The following is a 20797-nucleotide window of genomic DNA, read 5'->3' on the forward strand; positions in this document are numbered from 1 at the left end:
ACGACAAACGAGTTATACGTCACTTTCCATGAGCTGTGATTATGGATCGCATATGAACCGACTAGGCAAGGCCTTGCCCCCGCTCGCCAGCCTGATGCCCTTCGAAGCCGCCGCGCGCCTGGAAAGCTTTTCCCGCGCCGCCGACGAGCTGCATCTCACCCAGGCCGCCGTCAGCCGCCAGATTCGCGCCCTGGAGGAAAACCTCGGCGTATCGTTATTCGAGCGTCGCAACCGGGGTGTCTTCCTCACCGCTGCCGGCCGCGAGTTTGGGCGCGCGGTGAGTACCGCTCTGGAGAACGTCGCCACGCATGCCAATACCTTGCGAGAGGAAGTGCATGACGGAGTGGTAGTGCTTTTCTGCCAGCTCTGCGAAGCCTTCTACTGGGTCATGCCGCGCCTCGCCGCGTTCAACCGGCAACACCCGGAAATCGAGGTACGCCTGGTGACCTCGACACGCCCCGTGGTCGAGCATCACGACTATTTCGACGTCGCGCTGCAGACGAGTGGGCGCCCCAGCGGCAGCCACGCGCTGTCCTTCACCGCATCCGACGAGATTTTCCCCATCTGCAGTCCCGACTATCTCGCCGCACAGCGCCACCCCATCACGCTGGCAAACCTCATCGAGCACCGTTTACTGCACCATAGAGCCGACGCACCGGACTGGTTCGAGTGGGATAGTTGGCTACGCGCCATGGGGAATTTCGTGCCTACCCTAGGAAACGGCATGATTTTCGATAGCTATCCACTGGTCCTCCAATCGGCGCTTGCCGGGCACGGTATCGCCCTGGGCTGGCGACGCACGGCCGAGCGCCTAGTGCAAAACGGCCAGCTCGTGCGCCCGGTCGATGCATCGTTACCGCTCAGCGACGCGCTCTCGGTGTATACACGACAAGGGGCTCAATCGCGGGTGGAAACCCTGGCACTGCTGGACTGGCTGCAGCACGAATTCCATGCCGATCATGGCGGTGAGAGCGCCTTTTAAGGTGGGGTATTACAACAAAGCGACGATCACCACGCCGACCGTGCCGCCGGTGAGGATCAGCGCCAGCAGCGCCCAGAGGCCATCGTTGGCCATCAGCGACAAGCCGAACATCATCAAGGCAAGCCCCGCGCCATTGGCCGAGAAAGGCACCACTTCCATCAGTGGCATCGCCAGGGCAATGAGAAAGCAGAAAAGCGCCACGAGATAGGTGCCAGCACGTTGGAAGGCCTTACCGCTCAAGCCGACACCTTGCGGTTGCCTTTGAGCAAGGACGATACCGATCGCACCGAAAATGATCGAAAGCAACTTCGGCGACGGCGAGACCTCGTATAGTGCCCTCATCACTCCCCCTCGGATAGCAGGATCATGAACCAAACGCAGGTCTTCGACCGTGCCCTGGTCAGCAAGTACGACTTCCCCGGGCCACGCTATACGTCCTACCCGACCGCACCGCAGTTCCATGAATCCTTCGCGAAGGACGACTACCGGCAAGCCATCGAGACGAGCAACGGCGACCCGTTGCCCAAGCCATTGTCGGTCTATGTCCATATCCCGTTCTGCATGAGCCTGTGCTACTACTGCGCCTGCAACAAAATCATTACCCGGAAGGCCGAGAAAGCCGCCGAGTACCTTGATTACCTGCAGCGCGAGATCGCCCTGCAGGCCGAACTGTTCGACGCCGACCGTCGGCTGACCCAGCTCCACCTGGGCGGCGGCACGCCGACCTACTTCACCGACGAGCAGCTCGCCGAGCTGATGGGCGCCTTGCGCCAGGCTTTTCGCTTCGATACCCGTAGTGCGCATGAGTTTTCCGTGGAAGTAGACCCGCGCACGGTCACGCCCGAACGGCTTCACGGCCTGCGGCAACTGGGCTTCAACCGCCTGAGCTTCGGGCTGCAGGATTTCGACCCGGACGTGCAGGCCGCCGTCAATCGCATCCAGAGCGAAGCCCAGGTCCGCGCTCTGGTCGAGGCGGCTCGCGAGGCCGATTTCGATTCGATCAGCGTCGACCTGATCTATGGCCTGCCACTGCAGACCGTGGAGAGCTTCGACGCCACGCTGAGCAAGGCCATCGACATCCGCCCGGACCGCATCGCCTCCTACAGCTATGCTCACCTGCCCAGCAGGTTCAAGGCGCAACGCTTGATTCGCCCCGAGCACATGCCGCCGCCGGAGCGCAAGCTGGAACTGCTTGAGCTGACCATCCAGCGCCTGACCGCCGCGGGTTACATCTACATCGGGATGGATCACTTCGCGCTGCCCGATGACGAACTCGCCCAGGCCCGCCAAAACGGCACCTTGCAACGCAACTTCCAGGGCTACTCCACGCATGCCGACTGCGACTTGATCGGCCTGGGTATCTCCGCCATCGGCAAGGTGGCCGACAGCTACAGCCAGAATGCCAAGACGCTTTCCCGATACTATGCTTGCCTCGATGCCGACCGCCTGCCGGTCGAGCGCGGCTACCGACTCGATGACGATGACCGCCTGCGCCGTGATGTGATCATGGCCCTGATGTGCCATGGCCGTATCGACATGGCACATTGCGAATGCCGCTACGATATCGAATTCGCTCGCTACTTCGCCGATTCGCTGGATCAGCTTTCCGGGCATATCGCCGATGGCCTGGTGGCGATAGAGGAAGGCACGGTGAGGCTATTGCCCCAGGGGAAACTGATGATGCGCAGCGTAGCCATGGCCTTCGACGCCTACTTGGGCGAGGGCCAGCGCGGCCTGTTTTCGAGAACCGTGTGACACATGGAATACTACTTTCTGGCCCGGGTCGTGCATGTGCTGGCCGTCGTGCTATGGATCGGCGGCGTAGCGATGGTGACCACCGTCCTGCTACCGGCAGTGAAGCGCTTCAAAAGCGATACGGAGCGCGTGGCATTCTTCGAGAAAGTGGAAGCACGCTTTGCCTGGCAGGCACGCATCACCACCTTGCTGGCGGGACTCAGCGGTTTCTACATGCTGGATGTCGTCGGCTGGCAGCGCCTGACGATGATCGAGTACTGGTGGATTCACGCCATGATCGTGGTGTGGCTGATTTTCACGCTGATGCTGTTCGTGTTCGAGCCGCTATTCCTGCACCGCTGGCTCCATGCACGCGCCGAACGCGCCCCCGGATCCACGTTTCGGCTCGTCCAGGGGCTGCACTGGTTCCTGCTCGTCATCAGCCTGATTACGATCGCGGGGGCGGTGGCAGGTAGCCACGGCTGGTTCTGGATATGAACATCCCAGACGGCAATGGGTTTCACCATATTCCGAGCTTGCATTCAGCCGGGGCGCCCGTCAGCGCGTGGTCGGCTCAGGATCGGCCAGTAGATAAGCACGAAAAGTAGAAAAGCAACCACCCAGGCCACTGCCGAGACGGTGAGCGCAGGATAGGCCAGTTGCGGCACGAAGGCCCCAATCACTCGCACCGCCCCCGCAGTGATGACAGCGATATAGATCCATATCGCCAAACGCGGCAGACGCATTGGCCGCCCCGTATGCCCCACCGCTACACGGGTCATCACGCCCAGTATCAAGGTACCGCCTGCTCCGGCCCCCATCGCGTGCATCCAGACACTGGGAGATAGCGCCAACCAAGGCGTCATCGCCTTGAGAAGCAGGGCAACGACAATCCAGGCCATGGCAAAGTGAAGAATCCATATGAGGGGCTCCCCCGAGGCCTTCCAACCCCGCCAAGCATGGAGTCGCCAACCATTGACGAGTGCGGCGAACAATGCCATGAGGCTGGTTAGCACGGAAAACGGCATCGCCAAGTCGACCGGCAGTATAGCGACCATACTCCAGAAGGCCGCACGATCCAGCGCCTCCGAGCGTCTCACCTGGGTGGGGTCCTTGCCCTGCATGCGTAGCCAGTTGGCAGTGAACGCCGGTGTGATCCGACCGCCGATTACGACCATGAGCGTGGCAATCAGATCCAGCGCCAGGATTTCACCCAGCCGTCCCCCGCCAAGCCAGAGCCCACTGAACCCCAGGTGCATCAACAGGTTGGCTCCGGTGAGCAGGGAAAGCAGCGCAACCAGCACCAGATTGCGGTAATTGCCATGCCGCAGCAGTACTCGCGCGACATAGGCCGCCATTGCCGGCAGGAAGGCCAGGTCGATCGCCGCGACCAGCCACAGCGGCAGCCAGCCCGACAGCCACATTGCCGCCCGCCCCGCTGTCCATAGCAGAATCAACGCCAGCAGGCCGCCACTCTTCAGAGGCGACGCTCCCGTCCAGTTGCACATCGCGGTGAGCAGGAAGCCCGCGATGGCCGCCGGCACCATGCCGAAGAGCAGTTCGTGCGCATGCCACTGGATTGGATTCACGCCCAGCGGTAGGGGCAGCCCGCCGAACAGGAAGGCGACCCATGCCGCCACCAGGCCCGCCGCGTAGAGCGCGGTGAGCAGGAAGAAAGGCCGGAACGCAAAGGCGAGCAGCACGGGGCCGTCGTCATGGCGGAGGCTGGTCGTGTCATTCATGGCCCGGATGCTCCCGATTGAAATGATTGGCGTGGCCGTATCAGGCATTGGATGTCTCCCCCTCCCCGGACATGCCTTCGAATAGCACAGGATGAAGCCATGGAAAGCTCAGCGTTTCGTCTGCGTCTCCAAACCCGCGAGTAGCCACCCGCCGGAAAGCGCGCCCTGACGGCGGGCTTGTCCGCTACGGCAACCAGCGCCCGGGTATGTCCGAGCAGCGCTTGCAGGAACAGCTGCAATTCAATGCGCGCCAGGGGCGCCCCCAGGCAGACATGAACACCGCCGCCATACAACAGATTCAGATCTGGATCGCGATCCAGCCGGAACTCATCCGGATCGCCGAATACCGCCTCGTCTCGATTGGCCGAGCCCCACAGCAGGGTAAGGCCATCAGATCAGAACGAGCGCGCAGGAGCCTTGACTTTAGTCAGGGCAAGTCATGCGATACCGTCCCGCGCGTTGACTACCCCATCCATCCTGTCGTCTCCGGGGCAGGCCGGGATGACTGGGCACAATGATCGCGACGCGCCAACCGCTCCAGTCATTTGCCCAGGCGACCCTGCTGCGCCAGCCCTTCCTCTAGCCCCAGGGTCAAGATGATGTCAAGATCCTCGACCATCAGCGAGATGCGACGCCCCTCGAGGGTGTCGAACCGCCGTCGGCCCGTTCGAGGGCGTGACGTATGGCTTGCCACTCCACTGGCTGCGCGCCATGCTGTCGTGCAACGCTCCCCCCCTGACATGACATGCTGGAAGGCGGCCATTTCCTGGTGGAGGTCCGCGTGGACTATTCCCTGATCAAGCAACTCCACATCACCGCCGCTGCTCTCAGTCTGGCGCTATTCAGCCTGCGCGCCTGGTGGTCGGTAAGGGAGTCGCCGCGACGTCGGCAGCGCTGGGTGAAGGTGTTGCCGCATCTAATCGATACGGTACTGCTGGCGGCGGGTATCACACTGATGGTCATGTCGAAAGCCTGGCCTACCCAGCAACCGTGGCTGGCGGCCAAGCTGATCGGCCTGGTGGCCTACATCGTCGTTGGCACCCTGGCCATCAAGCGCGGCAGGACAGCGACCCTTCGCGCCGTGGCGTCACTCGTAGCCATCGTCATCTTCCTGTACATCGTCGGCGCGGCGATGAACCACCATCCACTTTCCTGGCTGGCAGGTGTCTGAGACTTCGTCGCCATGCCGACGCCGGCGCCCCTCGCGAACACGCGGTCGAACCCTCGAAGCGGGCTCCTTGAGACGAATCAATAATGGGCGCCCTTCGCGATGCTAACGTGGAGCGTATTTCAAGATTGTCCCAGCAGGGCAAGGATAAGACCTCATGAATAGAGTTCCCCGTCGGTTGATTGCTGGCATGCTTGTGCTGTTGACCGGACTGGCGTGCGCAACCGGCTTCGCGTCGTCCGAGGGCGAGTCGGTTCCCGGCGATGCGACGCCGGACGTGAGCTACACGCTGCGTACCGCGCTCACTGACGGCCGATTGGCATTCGTCGGCGCCACCGGCTCCATAAAGGGGCAGGTCAATCCCGACCTGAACGCTCCCGAGGGCGCCATCGTCCGGATCAAGCTGATCAATGGGGACGGAGTCATCCACGACATCGTGGTACCCGAGTTCGGTGCCGATTCGGGAAAGATCAGCACCCGGGGGGCGGCGGCCACGATCGTCTTCAAGGCCGACAGGAACGGGACCTTCACGTACTACTGCTCGCTGCCCGGCCACAAGGCGATGGGTATGCTCGGCCGCCTTGTCGTTGGCGAAGCACGGGAAGCGTTGGCTGACGACACGGGCACCATCGCGCAGGACCCCACGGCGGTGGGCCAGCCGGTCGGCACGCGCGCGCCTCGGCATGTCACGCTTGACCTGGAAACCAGCGAGGTCGTCGGCCGGCTTGCCGATGGCTCCAGCTACAGCTACTGGACCTTCGATGGCAAGGTGCCCGGCCCCCTGCTGCGTGTGCGGGTCGGCGACCGGGTGACCGTCAACCTGAGCAACGACGAGCGCAGCGAACATGTTCATTCGATCGACCTGCATGCCGCCACCGGCCCCGGCGGCGGCGCAGCGGTCACGCAGGTTGCCCCGGGTCAAACCAGGCACTTTACCTTCAAGGCCCTGGCACCGGGGCTCTATGTCTATCACTGCGCCACGCCGATGGTCGCTCAGCATATCGCCAACGGCATGTACGGCATGATCCTGGTCGAGCCCGAAGGCGGTCTGCCGCCGGTGGACAGGGAGTTCTATGTCATGCAGGGCGAGCTCTACACCCGCGAACGCCACGGCAGCCCAGGACTACAGGAGCTATCGCTCGACAAGCTGCTCGACGAGCGTCCCGAGTATTTCACGTTCAACGGCGCGGTGGGCGCCCTGACCGAAACCCACGAGCTGCAAGCCCAGGTCGGCGATACCGTGCGCATCTTCTTCGGCGTCGGCGGCCCCAACGCGACATCGAGCTTTCATGTGATCGGCGAGACATTCGACAGGGTTTACAGCCAGGGGTCGTTGACCAGCCCGCCATTGACCGACGTGCAGACCACGACGGTCGCCCCGGGCGGCGCCGTCATGGTCGAATTCAAGGTCGACTACCCGGGCAGGTACAAGCTTGTCGATCACGCTCTGGCCCGGGTCGAGAAAGGCCTCGTGGGCTTTCTGACGGTGCACGGCGACAGCAACGACGAGATCTTCCAGGCCCCGCACGATCTCGCGCATTGAGGGCCGATCATCGACTGCCGGCAGATCCCTCTCCAGGACGACGGCACAATCTGCACCATAGCAACTTATTGGCGCCGATCAGATCATCTGCAAGTATCGGGGCCGCGGATCGCCGAAGGCGCCGTCGAAGATCATGGCGAGACGGTTCGTCAGCAACCGTCCCGATGGCGTCAGCGTCATGCTATCGCGTCGGATATCGACCAGGCCATCGCCGGCCATCTCCTGCAGGGCCTGCAACTCCGGCGCAAAATAGTTGCGGAATACGATGCGATGACGTTTCTCGATAGTCGCATAACGTACGCTGCCCCTTGCCATGAGGTGCTGGATGACATCGTTCCTCACCCGATCATCGGCGTTCAGCTCATAGCCCCGGCAGACGGCCAGCTCACCGGCATCCAGGCGGGCGTGATAGTCCGACAGTTCCCGTGCATTCTGGTAGTACCCATCGGCGACATGGCTGATCGCACCGGCCCCGAGCCCGATACAGTCGGTCTCATGCTCGAGTTCATCGCGACACGCGCTGATCGACGAGTCGTTTGCCAGTAGAAAGCGCCCCGTGCCTGCATGCTCGTACCCCTCCCGGGCCAGTCGCTCCACGCCCTGTGCAAGGAGGCCCAGGGTGGCATGGCGCATGGGCGTGCCGCTCTGATCGCCGGCTGCCGAAGCGCCGGGAAACCCTGGCCAGGCGACTGTGCAGCGGCCTGCTTCGCGAGACAGACTGATACGCTCTGGGCGCAGGCATACCAGGCCTTCGAGCAGTGCCGAGAAACCCGCTGACGTCCGCCCAGGCAGTCGCAGCCCCAGCTCGACAGTGGGCGGGTGAAGATAAGCGGGGCGAGCCGTGGATTTGATCTCGAGCAAGCGATCCACCGCCGAGGCCCTGGCGCCCTGCATATCGATAGCGAGCCGGTTGAAGCCCAGGGCAATCAGATCGGTCAGGCGCTGCGGTGACAGACCGTTCGGACCGATGCGCAGCGCAAAGACCCTGTCGCGGCTGCGCTTCAGCCCGAAATGGCGATGCAGCTCGGTAAGCAGGCCGGCCAACTGGTCGTCGTCAAGACGCCTCACTCCACCCCCGGCCAGAACAAGCCGCTCGATTCGACGATCGTCATCGAACAGGCTTCCCTGAATTGCCATTTCACGCTTGAGACAAGCCAGGTAACGAGTCGCCCCGTCGGCCTCGTGCCCCAACCCGGCGGGCACATGAACATGGACCGTCAATGGCTTGGGGATGGGGTCTTCGTTGCTGCCATGCGCCGCCAGCCGGTAATCGGCTACCGTGAGCTTTTCAGGAAAGCGGACCAGGCCGGGAAAGATCCCGTAGTCCGGAGCCGGCCGATCATGCTTGTCCAGGAGAACGGGATCGAGGGAGCGGGTCATTTAGATTACCAGAGCGAGTATATCCAGACTCACTCTAGCGCCCGCTGCGGGCGGCCAGGTTGACTGAAGTCACGCCGTCACGCGATGCATCCCGCTCGCGCTCAGGCCCGCGCCACCTGCGAGCCTTCCGCGCCGAAGGCCAGTGCCCGCATCGCACCGCTATCGACGATCTCGATCTCCTTTCCGGCGATGCCGACCAGGCCCTGCTCCTCCAGGCGGCGGAAGGTGCGACTCATGGTCTCGGGCACCAGGCCCAGGTAGTTGCCCAGGTCGAGGCGCGACATCGGCAGGCGAAAGCGCAGCGCCGAGAGACCCCGTTCGGCGAAGCGCTCCGAGAACTTGAGCAGCACGACGGCCAGGCGCTGTTCGGCGGAACGACGCGAGAGTAGATGATTGGTGCTCTGCTCGGCGAGCAGTTCGCGGCTCATGATGCGCATCAGCCGATGCTGCAGGGACGGCGTGTGATCGCTCAGGGTTTCCAGTTCGGCGTAGGGAATCTCGCAGATGCTGGCCGTTTCCAGGGCGATCGCGCTCGACGGGTGATCCCGCGAGACGATGGCATCCAGGCCGATGACTTCACCCGGCAGATGAAACCCCGAGATATGTTCGTCGCCATTGGCCATCAGGGTCGAGGTCTTCACGGCCCCGGTGCGCACCGCGTAGATCGAGTTGAACCGCTGCCCGGCCTGGAACAGATAGTCACCCCGGGACACCGGCTTGCGACGCTGCACGATCCCTTCCAGCTTGCCGATGTCATCCTTCGGCAGGTTGTCGGGCAGGCACAGCGTGCGCAGGCGACAGTTGTGGCAGCTATCGCGCGATTCGCTCAGCGTGGCAATGCGGGTCATGGCGTGTTTCTCCTTCCTGCGGGGGTTCCGCAACATCATGCCCCTGATGCTACCTAATACCCGCTCCGACCCCGATAGCCCTTTGGAGGTAGCCGGGGTGATATTGCGAGGTAAGCGAGCAGATGCCCGGCATCCTGCCCCGTTCACCGCACGCCTCCGATAGCAGTGGAGAACATGACCTACCCCGAATGCGCCGGAAACCGGGCAGCCGTCGATCAGAACCGGCAAAGGAGCCACGAATATTCATATCAATCAGCAGCTTGGGTCATTACCCCTCACTACCTCCTAAGGAGTAGCCAGGCTACCCTCGCCATGGCACCCCACCGCGCAACTTGACTGAAATCAAAATCGACCCCGCACGGGCTCCTTATGGTGGGTGCAGTTCAAGCATGGGAGGTTCGCCATGGCAAGCCAGCTGGCGCAGCCACACCTCTTGGCCCCGGCGATGTGACCGAGACGACTCCCTGACTCCTGACCGGACTCCATAGAGGGCAAGATACAATGAGCCATTTTCTCGACCGACTGCAGTATCTGGGCAAGCCCCGTGAGGCATTTGCCAATGGCCATGGCGAGACCCGCGACGAAACCCGCGACTGGGAAGACGGCTATCGCGCTCGCTGGCAGCACGACAAGGTCGTGCGCTCCACCCACGGGGTGAACTGTACCGGCTCCTGCAGCTGGAAGATCTATGTCAAGAACGGCCTGGTCACCTGGGAAACCCAGCAGACCGACTACCCGCGCACCCGCCCCGACCTGCCCAATCACGAACCGCGCGGCTGCCCGCGCGGCGCCAGCTATTCCTGGTACCTCTACAGCGCCAACCGTCTCAAGTACCCGCTGGTGCGCAAGCGCCTGATCAAGCTGTGGCGCGAGGCGCTGGCCCAGCACGTCGATCCGGTGCTGGCCTGGGCCTCCATCGTCGAGAACCCCGAGAAGACCGCGCAGTACAAGAAGGTTCGCGGCATGGGCGGCTTCGTAAGGGCCGACTGGGACGAGCTGGAAACCCTGATCGCGGCGTCCAACGTCTACACCGCCAAGCAGTACGGCCCGGACCGCATCATCGGCTTCTCGCCGATCCCGGCGATGTCGATGGTCTCCTATGCCGCCGGCGCGCGCTACCTGTCGCTGATCGGCGGGGTGTGCCTGTCGTTCTACGACTGGTACTGCGATCTGCCGCCGGCCTCGCCGATGACCTGGGGCGAGCAGACCGACGTGCCCGAGTCCGCCGACTGGTACAACTCGAACTACATCATCGCCTGGGGCTCCAACGTTCCGCAGACGCGCACCCCCGATGCCCACTTCTTCACCGAGGTGCGCTACAAGGGCACCAAGACCGTCGCCATCACCCCGGACTATGCCGAGGTCGCCAAGCTGTGCGACGAGTGGCTGAGCCCCAAGCAGGGTACCGACGCGGCACTGGCGATGGCCATGGGCCATGTGATTCTCAAGGAATTCCACCTCGCCAAGCCCAGCGCCTACTTCACCGACTATGTGCGTCGCTATACCGACATGCCGTTCCTGGTCGAGCTGGAAGCGCGCGAGGACGGCAGCTTCGCCCCCGGCAAGCAGCTGCGCGCCAGCGACTTCGACGCCAACCTGGGCCAGGACAACAACCCGGATTGGAAGACCGTGGCCTGGGACGCGACCGGCAATCGCCTGGTGGTACCGCGCGGCTCCATCGGCTTCCGCTGGGGCGAGAAGGAAGGCGGCGAAGGCCGCTGGAACCTCGAGCCGCTCGACGCCGAGGGCAATGAGGTCTCCCTGCAGCTGTCGCTGGCCGAGAGCCATGACAGCGTCGCCAGGGTCGGCTTCCCCTACTTCGGCGGCATCGCCCACGAACACTTCGATCATGTCGCCGGCAACGACGTGCTCTATCACAACCTGCCGGCCAAGCGCCTGGCGCTGGCCGACGGTCGCGAGGTGCTGGCGGTGACCGTGTTCGACCTGATGGTTGCCAACTACGGCATCGACCGCGGCCTGGGCGCCGAGGGCGAGGACGACGGCGCCACCGCCTACGACCAGGTGCGTCCCTACACCCCCGCCTGGCAGGAGCGGATAACCGGCGTGCCCGCCGCGCAGTCCATCCGCCTGGCGCGCGAGTTCGCGGACACCGCCGACAAGACCCATGGCCGCAGCATGATCATCGTCGGTGCCGGGATGAACCACTGGTACCACATGGACATGAACTACCGCGGGCTGATCAACATGCTGATCCTGTGCGGCTGCATCGGCCAGAGCGGCGGCGGCTGGGCGCACTACGTGGGCCAGGAGAAGCTGCGCCCGCAGACCGGCTGGACCCCGCTGGCCTTCGGCCTCGACTGGCAGCGTCCGCCGCGTCACATGAACGGCACCTCGTTCTTCTACAACCACTCCAGCCAGTGGCGCTACGAGAAGCTCGAGATCAGTGAACTGCTCTCGCCCATGGCACGTCGCGAGGACTTCACGGGCAGCCTGATCGACTTCAACGTGCGTGCCGAGCGCATGGGATGGCTGCCCTCCGCGCCGCAGCTCGACACCAACCCGCTGCAGCTCGCCGAGGCCGCCCGCGTCGCCGGTGTCGATCCGGCCGACTATGTGGTCGCCCAGCTCAAGAGCGGCAACCTGCGCTTCGCCGCCGAGGACCCGGACAGCCCGCAGAACTTCCCGCGCAACCTGTTCGTGTGGCGCTCCAACCTGCTCGGCTCCTCCGGCAAGGGCCACGAGTACATGCTCAAGTACCTGCTGGGTACCAAGCATGGCCTGCAGGGCAAGGATCTGGGCGACACGGACGGCACGCTGCCCGAGGAAGTCACCTGGCACGAGGACGCGCCGGAGGGCAAGGTCGACCTGCTGGTGACCCTGGACTTCCGCATGTCCACCACCTGTCTCTATTCCGACGTGGTACTGCCGACGGCGACCTGGTACGAGAAGGACGACCTCAACACCTCGGACATGCACCCGTTCATCCACCCGCTGACCGCGGCCACCGATCCGGCCTGGGAAGCGCGCAGCGACTGGGACATCTACAAGGGCATCGCCAAGGAGTTCTCCAGGGTCTGCGAGGGTCACCTGGGCCAGGAGACCGACATCGTCACCCTGCCCATGCAGCACGACTCGCCGGCAGAACTGGCCCAGGCCGAGGTCAAGGACTGGAAGAAAGGCGAATGCGAGCCGATTCCCGGCAAGACCCTGCCGCACCTGATCGCGGTGCAGCGTGACTATCCGGCGACCTATGAGCGCTTCACCTCGGTCGGCCCGCTGCTCGACACCCTGGGCAACGGCGGCAAGGGCATCAGCTGGCAGACCCAGCCCGAAGTCGAGCTGCTCGGCAAGCTCAACCAGCGCAAGAGCGAGGGCCCGGCCGAAGGCCGACCCAGGATCGAGACGGCCATCGATGCCGCCGAGATGATCCTGACGCTGGCTCCCGAGACCAACGGCAACGTGGCGGTCAAGGCCTGGAATGCGCTGTCGAAGATCACCGGCCGCGAGCACGCCCACCTGGCGCTGCCCAAGCACGAGGAGAAGATCCGCTTTCGCGACATCGTCGCCCAGCCACGCAAGATCATCTCCAGCCCCACCTGGTCGGGGCTCGAGGACGAGCACGTGTCGTACAACGCGGGTTACACCAATGTCCACGAACTGATTCCGTGGCGCACCGTGACCGGCCGCCAGCAGTTCTATCAGGATCACCCCTGGATGCGTGCCTTCGGCGAGAGCCTGCTGGTCTACCGCCCGCCGATCAACACCAAGGCGATGACCGGCATCACGGAGCACAAGAGCAACGGCAACCCCGAGATCGCGCTGAACTGGATCACCCCGCACCAGAAGTGGGGCATTCACTCCACCTACAGCGACAACCTGCTGATGCTGACGCTGTCGCGCGGTGGCCCCATCGTCTGGCTGTCCGAAGACGACGCACGCGCCATCGGCGTGGAGGACAACGACTGGATCGAGCTGTACAACGCCAACGGCGCGATCGCCGCCCGGGCGGTGGTCAGCCAGCGGGTCAAGAACGGCATGGCGATGATGTACCACGCCCAGGAGCGCATCGTGAACGTGCCCGGATCGGAAGTGACCGGCACCCGCGGCGGCATCCACAACTCGGTGACCCGCGTGTGCCCCAAGCCGACTCACATGATCGGCGGCTACGCCCAGTTGTCCTACAGCTTCAACTACTACGGCACCGTGGGTTCCAACCGTGACGAATTCGTCATCGTGCGCAAGATGCACCATGTCGACTGGCTGGACGGCGAAGGCAACGACAGCGTGCAGAGTAAAGTGGAAGGCTGAAGCTTCCCCGCCCGCCAACGAATTGCCCCATGGAAGTGGGGCAATTCCGTTCGCCACGGTTTACCACCCGAGCGTGATGCCGACGTAAGCGCACCGCTTGACAGCAACGGTCATTTCAACTGCCTTCGTCCAATAAAACGAACCATCAGCCTGGCCGGCCGATGATCGCCAGGCGCCCGGAAGCTTGAGAGGAATTACCCTATGTTGACAGCTGAACAGGAACGCATCATCGATGCCACGGCCCCGGTCGTGGCGGAACACCTCGACACCATCACCCGGCGATTCTATCCGCTGATGTTCGAGCGTTACCCGGAGGTAGCGCCCTTCTTCAATCAGACTCACCAGGCGGATGGCGGGCAGCCCAGGGCCCTCGCCAGCTCCGTGCTGGCCTACGTGCAACTGCGCAAGGAGCCCGAGAAGGTCAGGACGGCACTGGCCACGGTGGTCAGCAAGCATGTGTCGCTGGGAATACAGCCCGATCAATATCCCATCGTCGGCGAGTGCCTGATGGTCGCCATAGGGGAAGTCCTGGGCGATGCGGTCACGCCCGAGGTGGCGGATGCCTGGGGCGCCCTTTACCAGGAACTGGCGACACTGCTGATCGAGCTGGAGGACGCCAGCTACCGGGAATTCGCCGAGCGCCCCGGCGGTTGGCGCGGCACCCGGCGCTTTAGTATTGCCGAGACCCGCCAGGAAAGCGCGGTGATTCGCTCGTTCGTGCTGAAACCGGTCGATGGCGGATCGGTCGCCGATTACCAGCCCGGGCAATTCATCGGCCTGAAGCTGTCCATCGATGGCGAAACGGTTCATCGCCACTACAGCCTGTCCGGCATTCCCAACGGGGAAAGCTATCGTCTCTCGATAAAGCGCGAACCCGGCGGCAAAGTCAGCCAGCATTTCCACGACACGCTGGATGTCGGCGACGAGCTGGAACTTCTTCAGCCATCGGGACAGCTGATCCTCGACGAGACCACCTCCCCGGTGATGCTGATCAGCGGCGGTGTCGGCCAGACCCCCATGTTGCCCATGGCGTGCCGCGCGCTCGAGCAGGGGCGCCAGGTCGTTTATGTGCATGCCGCCCAGGAGCGCGAACAGCATGCCTTCGCCGATGAACTGGATGCCCTGGCCAAGAAGGACTACCCCGGCACATTGACATCGGTGACCCTCTACGAACGGGGTGAAGGGGACGGCCGGGCCGACCACATCGGCCGCGTCAACCGCGAGTTGCTGGAGCGCCACCTGCCCGACGGCTCACCCGAATGCTATTTCGTCGGTCCACAGGGCTTCATGACCGCGGTCGACGAGGCGCTGCAAGAGCTCGGCGTGCCCGCCGAGCGGCGTCACTACGAGCACTTCGGGCCGTCACGCCCGCTTCATGCGGCTTGAGCCACCCTCCCCTCGCCGGCCATCGACACACGGCCGCCGATCCTGATGCAAAAGCCAGTCGCCACGGCGACTGGCTTTTTCATGTCTACTGAAGCGCAGCCTCTTCGTAATCCAGTTCGCGAATCAGGGTCTGCAGCATCTGTTCATCGATATGCCGCCGCTTGCGCAATCGATATAACTCCCGGCGCTGGGCCTGAATGGCTCGGATGCGCAAATCCGTTTCCAGTTGGTGAAGCTGACGCGCCTGGTCGGCCCGATCGTCACGATCCATCGCCATCGCCTGCATTTCCTGACGATAGGAATCGATGATCCGGGCCGTCACCGAGCCTTTCGGTTCGAGTTCGTCGCTCGATTGTGCCTTTGACCACTCTTCCAGCCAGTCGACGGCGGCCTGGGAGGCGCTCCGCCGCGCCTTCAGCAACTCGCGTTCGTGCTCCTCGAGGTCGTTCAGCGACAGGAATCTCAAAAAGTAGGGAATGCCCAGCGCGCCGATCAGCAACGACAGGATAATCACCGCGGCCGCCAGAAAGATCATCAGGTCGCGCCCGGGAAAAGACACGCCATTGATGAACAACGGCACCGAAAGCACGCCGGCGAGGGTAATCGCCCCACGCACGCCGGCCACCGAGCTGAGGGTGGTGATCAACAGCAGCGGCTGGTTCTCTCCGCCCTTGGCTCGCGGCTTGAACAGGCGGGTCTCGATCCAGTGATAGGCATAGATGAAGGCAAAGCGGATCGCCAGCAGCAGCGCCATGAGCACGACGGCGTAGAGCACCAGCGTACCCATCGCGTAGCTCTGCGTGGCGGAATCCGCCCACACACGCTCGACGATGCCGGGGAACTGCAACCCGAGCAGCAGGAACACCACGCCGTTGAAGGTGAAGTCGAGCATTTCCCAGATGCTGCGATTGAGGATGCGGGTGCTGGTCTTCACCGGCAGCATGTCGACACGACTCTGCACCATGCCCGCGGCCACCGCCGAGAGAATACCCGACATGCCGGCATGTTCGGCGAGGTAGAACGCCGCGAACGGCAGCAGCAGGATCGTGACCACGTAGGTGGCCGGATCGTAGAGGTTGCGTGCGGTCATCCACTGCTTGATCTTGCCGACCGTCCAGCTCAGCGTGCCGCCGATCAGTAGACCGCCCAGCGCGACCATCAGGAACTCGCCGGACACGGAGAGCAACGAGAAGCCGCCGGTCATGGCGGCCGCGATGGCGATCTTGAACGAGACCAGCCCCGTGGCGTCGTTCATCATCGCCTCGCCTTCCAGCTGGTGCGACATATGGCGCGGCAGGCGCCCCTGGGCAATGGCGATCACCGACAGCGCATCGGTGGGCGACAGGATGGCGGCTAGCGCGAAGCTGGCCGCCAGCGGAATCGAAGGCAACAGCCAGTGGATGAAGTAACCGACCGCCACCACAGTGACCAGTACCAGCAGCAGCGACATGGCGGCAATCTGTCCACCGTGCTCGGTGAATTCCTTCTTGGGAATCTTCCAGCCGTCGTAGAACAGCAACGGTGGAATGAACAGCATCATGAAGATTTCCGGGTCCAGCTCGACTTCCATCCCGAAAAGCGGTGAAGCCAGCAGGCAGCCCATCAGGATCTGCAAGATGGGCAGGGGCAAGGGGATGATGTTGGCCAGTATTCGACTGATGCCGACGGCCAGGGTAAGCAGAAAAACGAGGTTGAGTATGTCCATGGTGTTGGCAGGGCCGGATAGGTCACTAAGAAAGTCTTTCACCAATAGCTATCGACTGCCATGCGGCATCTCTGCAACCCTTTGGCAATACCCCAAAAGAACCACGCTCGGCGTCGTTGCCCTGGTGTCTCTTGTCGCGCATAAGTGTCGCGCCGGGGAATTGCTGCATATCTTACTCCTAAAACAGTGTTCTGTTACGCGGTAACGTCGGATATTCACCCGACATTGATTGAAGTCATCAAGGCCATGAGCCGGACCGGTCAATGTGGGCCTGTTTCGCGTGTCGAACGGTAAACGCTATGCTGTAGGCGCGAACCATGCGACTAGCCACTATTCAGGAAACGACCGGGAGCCTACACCATGGATGAACAGCAGTTACCCTCGGAAGCAGGTGCCGTGGCCAAGCGCCACCCGCAGATCTGGAAGGCCTACGCTGAACTGGGCAAGGCCTGTGCCGAGGCCGGCCCGCTTGACGCGACGACGACCCGGCTCGTCAAGCTGGCCCTGGCCATTGGCGCGGGATCCGAAGGCGCCGTGCACTCTCATGCGCGCCGGGGATTGGAAGAGTCGGTGCCTCCCGAGGCGCTCAAGCAGGTCGCCCTGCTCTCGATTCCCACCCTGGGCTTCCCCCAGGCCGTGGCAGCGCTGACCTGGATCGAGGACATCACCGATCCGGCGTAGCCAGGCGATTCATGCGCGCCCCTGGCCGCAATGAAAGCCGCCGGGGCGTGCCAAGAGGTTGCGCGTGCCGCCCGTCGGGCCGCCGGTTGACTCGAGTCAATCCCTCATCTTCCTGAAAGCCGCACAGTGCCCGCCAGAATGCTGCTTCGAGCACTTTCACGGTGCGCTGCCAGCCCCAAATTCTCTCGAGGAAAGCTACATGGCCATCGCCAACTACGCCGAGCTTCTCAGCGAAGCGCACCGCCAGCCCGAGCCCCAGCGCCTGCTGTTCGTCTTCGCCAGGGCCGAACTGCCCGACAATCCCGACACGCAGCAGCAAGAACGCTTCGAACAGGGCGAAGGCGGCGTGCTGACACCGGCCCTGTGCGTCGACAAGACACTGGATGAACTGAGCGACATGGAATCACTGGTCGTGGAATCCCAACGCACCGGGGTGACCTGGGATATCGTCTTCGTCGCCGCCCTGGCCGGCGATGGAACGAACCCGCCGACCAGCGAAGAGGCCGAACGTCCCCTTCAGCGCATGGTCGAGGCCCTGCAGATGGGCAGCATCGATAACTTCCTGGCGTTCGACCGCCAGGGCGATAGCGTCGATATTCAGTAGGCCGACAGCGATCCACGCGGGATACTGTCATTTCATCAATCCATGCAACGGGGGCCCTATGGCCAAGCGTTTCAAGGTCGGCGATCACGTCCGCTGGAACTCGGAAGCGGGCCATGTCAGCGGACGGATCATCCGCGTTCACACCCGCGATACCGAATACAAGGGGCACCGGCGCCGCGCCAGCGAGGACGAACCGCAGTACGAGATCCAGAGCGACAAGACCGATCACATCGCCATGCACAAGGACTCGGCACTGAGCAAGATCGACGAGTAGCGGTTCTTACGAGACCCCATGATTGACCGCCCACACCGCCGCCTCCACCCGCGAACGCAGGCCGAGTTTCTTGAGCAGGTTCTTGACGTGAACCTTCACCGTGCCCTCGGTGATATCGAGCCGCCGCGCGATCATCTTGTTGCTCATGCCGCGGGCCAGTGTCCGCAGGATATCCAGTTCGCGCGAGGTGAGCGACGACAACGCATCGACGGGTGCGGCGCGGCCGCCGCTGACGATGCCCGCCAGGATGGCGGCGAGCTGCGGACTGATCACCAGCTTGCCCTCGGCGGCCTCCTTGATACGCGCCAGCAGGTCCTCGGGCTCCATGTCCTTGAGAAGGTAACCGTCGGCACCGGCGCGCAGCGCGGCGACCACATCGTCGTCGGCATCGGACACCGTGAGCATCACGAGGCGCGTATCGACGCCGTTGCTGCGAATCTGACGCAGGGCCTCCAGCCCGTCCATCCTGGCCATGTTCAGATCCATCAGGATCAGGTCAAGCTCGAGCGTGCCGGCGGCCTCGACGGCTTCGGCGCCGTTGGATGCCTCGCCGGCGATGGTCATGTCCGGATCCATCTCGACCAGCTGGCGCACGCCGCGCCGGAACAGCGGATGGTCGTCGACGATCAGGATGCGTGTTTCGCTCATTGAGTCCCTCCCAGCAGATTGACCGATTCGCTCCCGGCGGTGACCTGCGGGATAAAACGCAGTACCACTTCCGTTCCGCCCTCGGCGCGATTGTGCATTTCGAGCGCGCCGCCCAGGCCGGTGGCACGCTCGTCCATGATCGTGGTGCCATAGTGGTTGAGCCGCGCGTGCTGCTCGGGCAAGCCCACCCCGTCGTCGCGGATAGACACCCTGACCTGCCCCGAGTCGGTAGTCTGCAAGTGAATATCGCAGTTTTCGGCCCTGGCGTGATGAACCACGTTGGAGAGCGCCTCGCGCACGATCTGCAGCACATGAATCTCCTCGTTGGGGGTCAGCGGACAGTGCCGCAGCTCGTATTCGAGCAGGATTTTCAGCTCAGTGCGCTGGGCGAATTCACGCACCGTCTCGTTGAGCGCGGCCTCGAGCCCCGGCTCGGTCATCTTCAGGCGGAAGGTGTTGAGCAGCTCGCGCAGCTGTCGGTAGGCCGAGTTCAGTCCCTCGCGCAGTTCGTCGATGACCGCATCCTGATCGGCTGACGAACTCTGCTGACGAATCAGCATCTGCAGGCGCGCCACCTGGATCTTCAGATACGAGAGCGACTGGGCCAACGAGTCGTGCAGCTCCCGGGCGATCACCGCACGTTCGTCCATCAACGCCAGGCGACGCTGCTCGTCATTGTTCTGAGCCAGCGAGAGCGCCGTGGCGATCAGCCCCGCCACGGTCTCGACCAGATCCATCTGCCAGCGCAGCGGAGAGGCCCCCGCCGGGTGCTGAATCAACAGCACGCCATAGCGGCGGTCGGACTCGCTGACCACCACCGGGCGTACCCGCGGCGGCACCCGCTCGCCACTCAGGCAGGGGCCGCAATCCGGCGCCCGGCAGAAATCGGGGCGATCGCCCAGTTGGGTGGAAATACGCTGATAGGCACGTTCGGCCTCGCCCTGCGACAGGCACAGGGTGATCGGGCCGAGTCCCGTGACCCGTTCCAGGTGATCGAGCACATCGCAGAAATCCTCGCTGCCGGGGGTCGAGCTGTTGAGCTGCCGTGCGGCCTCGTAGAGCAGCCGCAACGACTCGTTGCTGCGCTTGAGTTCGGCCGTCTTGGCTTCCACCCGCTGCTCGAGTTCCGCATACATCCGCGACAGGCTTTCGTTCATCTGATTGAGGGTGCGCGAGATCAGACCCAGTTCATCGTTGCCCTCATAAGCCACACGCCCCGTGAAGTCGCCGTGACGCACCCGATTGACCACGTGGAACAGCTCGCGCAGCGGCGGCATCACATCATTGACCAGCTTGTACATGGTCCCCAGCACCAGGATCAGGGTCAGGAACAGAACGATGCCCTGAAGCAGATGCAGCATCCGGATCCGCGACTCGGCGCCCTGCTGCAACTGGCCGACCAGGCGATCCACCTCGCCGACGAACTCGGCGGTCTGGCCAATCAGAGCCCGAGATGGACGTGACTCGGCGGCCAGCAGGGCCGGGCGCAGCATGTCCTGCCACATCTCGGTCACGCCGACGTAGCGCTGGGTCAGAGGATGCTGCGGACCGTCGGGAATCAATCCGGTGATGACCGGGCTGGTCAGGTCGGCATCGAAGTGCTCGATCCGCTGGCGCAGCACCTCGTCATCCACCGGGGCCTGCAGGCGCGTACTCAGCAAGCGGTAGGCCTGCATGCGCAGAGTACCGGCCTGGTTGATGGCCGCGGCATCGCCACTGGCGGTCTCGGCGATCATGATCGACCCGAGCATGCTGGTCAGGGCGAGCACGACGATCCCCGCCATGGCGAGGCCGGCCCGGAAGATCAGCGAACGGGTAAGGGATTGGGACATG

The 20797-nt window shown here is 63.5% G+C and carries 19 protein-coding genes; 11 read left to right on the forward strand and 8 right to left on the reverse strand.

The window, feature by feature from the left end; all coding sequences use genetic code 11:
* The first annotated feature begins 52 nt into the window (after window positions 1-52).
* Window positions 53-982, forward strand: a complete 930-nt coding sequence (locus SR908_RS04380; RefSeq protein ID WP_246919951.1) for a LysR substrate-binding domain-containing protein — start codon at window positions 53-55, stop codon at window positions 980-982.
* Window positions 983-991: 9 nt separating this feature from the next.
* On the opposite strand, the gene SR908_RS04385 is transcribed toward SR908_RS04380, so the two are convergent.
* Entirely contained in the window at window positions 992-1324 is a 333-nt protein-coding gene (locus SR908_RS04385; protein WP_246919948.1) for an exopolysaccharide biosynthesis protein, read from the reverse strand.
* Window positions 1325-1348: 24 nt separating this feature from the next.
* Here SR908_RS04385 and hemN point away from each other — a divergent pair, with 24 nt between their 5' ends.
* Entirely contained in the window at window positions 1349-2737 is a 1389-nt protein-coding gene (gene hemN / locus SR908_RS04390; protein ID WP_246919945.1) for an oxygen-independent coproporphyrinogen III oxidase, read from the forward strand.
* Window positions 2738-2740: 3 nt separating this feature from the next.
* Window positions 2741-3214 (forward strand): hypothetical protein, encoded by a 474-nt coding sequence (locus SR908_RS04395; RefSeq protein WP_075368147.1) that lies wholly within the window; start codon window positions 2741-2743, stop codon window positions 3212-3214.
* A 44-nt stretch (window positions 3215-3258) separates the two neighbouring features.
* Here SR908_RS04395 and SR908_RS04400 read toward each other — a convergent pair whose 3' ends face one another.
* Window positions 3259-4458: an NnrS family protein gene (locus SR908_RS04400; RefSeq protein ID WP_246919936.1), complete on the reverse strand. Its 1200-nt coding sequence runs from the start codon at window positions 4456-4458 to the stop codon at window positions 3259-3261.
* Entirely contained in the window at window positions 4455-4778 is a 324-nt protein-coding gene (locus SR908_RS04405) for a hypothetical protein (protein WP_246895603.1), read from the reverse strand. The genes SR908_RS04400 and SR908_RS04405 overlap by 4 nt, the downstream gene beginning before the upstream one ends.
* Here SR908_RS04405 and SR908_RS04410 point away from each other — a divergent pair.
* The 3 genes from SR908_RS04410 to nirK all read left to right on the forward strand — a co-directional run bounded on the left by SR908_RS04410 (window position 4665) and on the right by nirK (window position 7169).
* Window positions 4665-4976: a hypothetical protein gene (locus SR908_RS04410; RefSeq protein WP_246919932.1), complete on the forward strand. Its 312-nt coding sequence runs from the start codon at window positions 4665-4667 to the stop codon at window positions 4974-4976. The two genes, SR908_RS04405 and SR908_RS04410, sit on opposite strands and share 114 nt — an antisense overlap.
* A gap of 263 nt (window positions 4977-5239) precedes the next feature.
* Window positions 5240-5629, forward strand: a complete 390-nt coding sequence (locus SR908_RS04415; protein ID WP_246919930.1) for a SirB2 family protein — start codon at window positions 5240-5242, stop codon at window positions 5627-5629.
* Between the two features lie 154 nt (window positions 5630-5783).
* A complete protein-coding gene (gene nirK / locus SR908_RS04420; RefSeq protein ID WP_246919923.1) occupies window positions 5784-7169 on the forward strand; it encodes a copper-containing nitrite reductase in 1386 nt (461 codons plus the stop codon).
* Window positions 7170-7247: 78 nt separating this feature from the next.
* Here nirK and SR908_RS04425 read toward each other — a convergent pair whose 3' ends face one another.
* Both SR908_RS04425 and fnr read right to left on the reverse strand, forming a co-directional pair.
* Window positions 7248-8549 carry an oxygen-independent coproporphyrinogen III oxidase gene (locus tag SR908_RS04425; RefSeq protein ID WP_246919921.1) on the reverse strand — a complete coding sequence of 434 codons (1302 nt, stop codon included), beginning with the start codon at window positions 8547-8549 and terminating at the stop codon, window positions 7248-7250.
* Window positions 8550-8650: 101 nt separating this feature from the next.
* A complete protein-coding gene (fnr, locus tag SR908_RS04430; protein WP_246919919.1) occupies window positions 8651-9397 on the reverse strand; it encodes a fumarate/nitrate reduction transcriptional regulator Fnr in 747 nt (248 codons plus the stop codon).
* A gap of 501 nt (window positions 9398-9898) precedes the next feature.
* Here fnr and SR908_RS04435 point away from each other — a divergent pair.
* A complete protein-coding gene (locus tag SR908_RS04435) occupies window positions 9899-13666 on the forward strand; it encodes a nitrate reductase subunit alpha (RefSeq protein WP_246919907.1) in 3768 nt (1255 codons plus the stop codon).
* 201 nt (window positions 13667-13867) lie between these two features.
* On the forward strand, window positions 13868-15052 hold the full coding sequence (gene hmpA / locus SR908_RS04440) for an NO-inducible flavohemoprotein (RefSeq protein WP_246919904.1): 1185 nt from the start codon (window positions 13868-13870) through the stop codon (window positions 15050-15052).
* A gap of 85 nt (window positions 15053-15137) precedes the next feature.
* Here the strand turns inward: hmpA and SR908_RS04445 are convergent, their stop codons facing one another.
* Entirely contained in the window at window positions 15138-16799 is a 1662-nt protein-coding gene (locus SR908_RS04445) for a Na+/H+ antiporter (protein ID WP_246919894.1), read from the reverse strand.
* Between the two features lie 318 nt (window positions 16800-17117).
* Between SR908_RS04445 and SR908_RS04450 the strand changes: the two genes are divergently transcribed.
* From SR908_RS04450 to SR908_RS04460, 3 genes are all read left to right on the forward strand, one after another.
* Window positions 17118-17438, forward strand: coding sequence for a carboxymuconolactone decarboxylase family protein (locus SR908_RS04450; protein ID WP_075368167.1), 321 nt, complete (start codon window positions 17118-17120; stop codon window positions 17436-17438).
* Window positions 17439-17637: 199 nt separating this feature from the next.
* Window positions 17638-18042 carry a ribonucleotide reductase subunit alpha gene (locus SR908_RS04455; RefSeq protein WP_246919891.1) on the forward strand — a complete coding sequence of 135 codons (405 nt, stop codon included), beginning with the start codon at window positions 17638-17640 and terminating at the stop codon, window positions 18040-18042.
* A gap of 58 nt (window positions 18043-18100) precedes the next feature.
* A complete protein-coding gene (locus SR908_RS04460) occupies window positions 18101-18316 on the forward strand; it encodes a hypervirulence associated TUDOR domain-containing protein (RefSeq protein WP_246919887.1) in 216 nt (71 codons plus the stop codon).
* Between the two features lie 6 nt (window positions 18317-18322).
* Here SR908_RS04460 and narL read toward each other — a convergent pair whose 3' ends face one another.
* Both narL and SR908_RS04470 read right to left on the reverse strand, forming a co-directional pair.
* Entirely contained in the window at window positions 18323-18964 is a 642-nt protein-coding gene (gene narL, locus SR908_RS04465) for a two-component system response regulator NarL (RefSeq protein ID WP_246919884.1), read from the reverse strand.
* Window positions 18961-20796: a type IV pili methyl-accepting chemotaxis transducer N-terminal domain-containing protein gene (locus SR908_RS04470; RefSeq protein WP_246919881.1), complete on the reverse strand. Its 1836-nt coding sequence runs from the start codon at window positions 20794-20796 to the stop codon at window positions 18961-18963. The genes narL and SR908_RS04470 overlap by 4 nt, the downstream gene beginning before the upstream one ends.
* Between the last annotated feature and the right edge of the window lies 1 nt (window position 20797).

Origin of the sequence: Chromohalobacter canadensis, assembly GCF_034479555.1 — a bacterium.
Lineage (GTDB): Bacteria > Pseudomonadota > Gammaproteobacteria > Pseudomonadales > Halomonadaceae > Chromohalobacter > Chromohalobacter canadensis.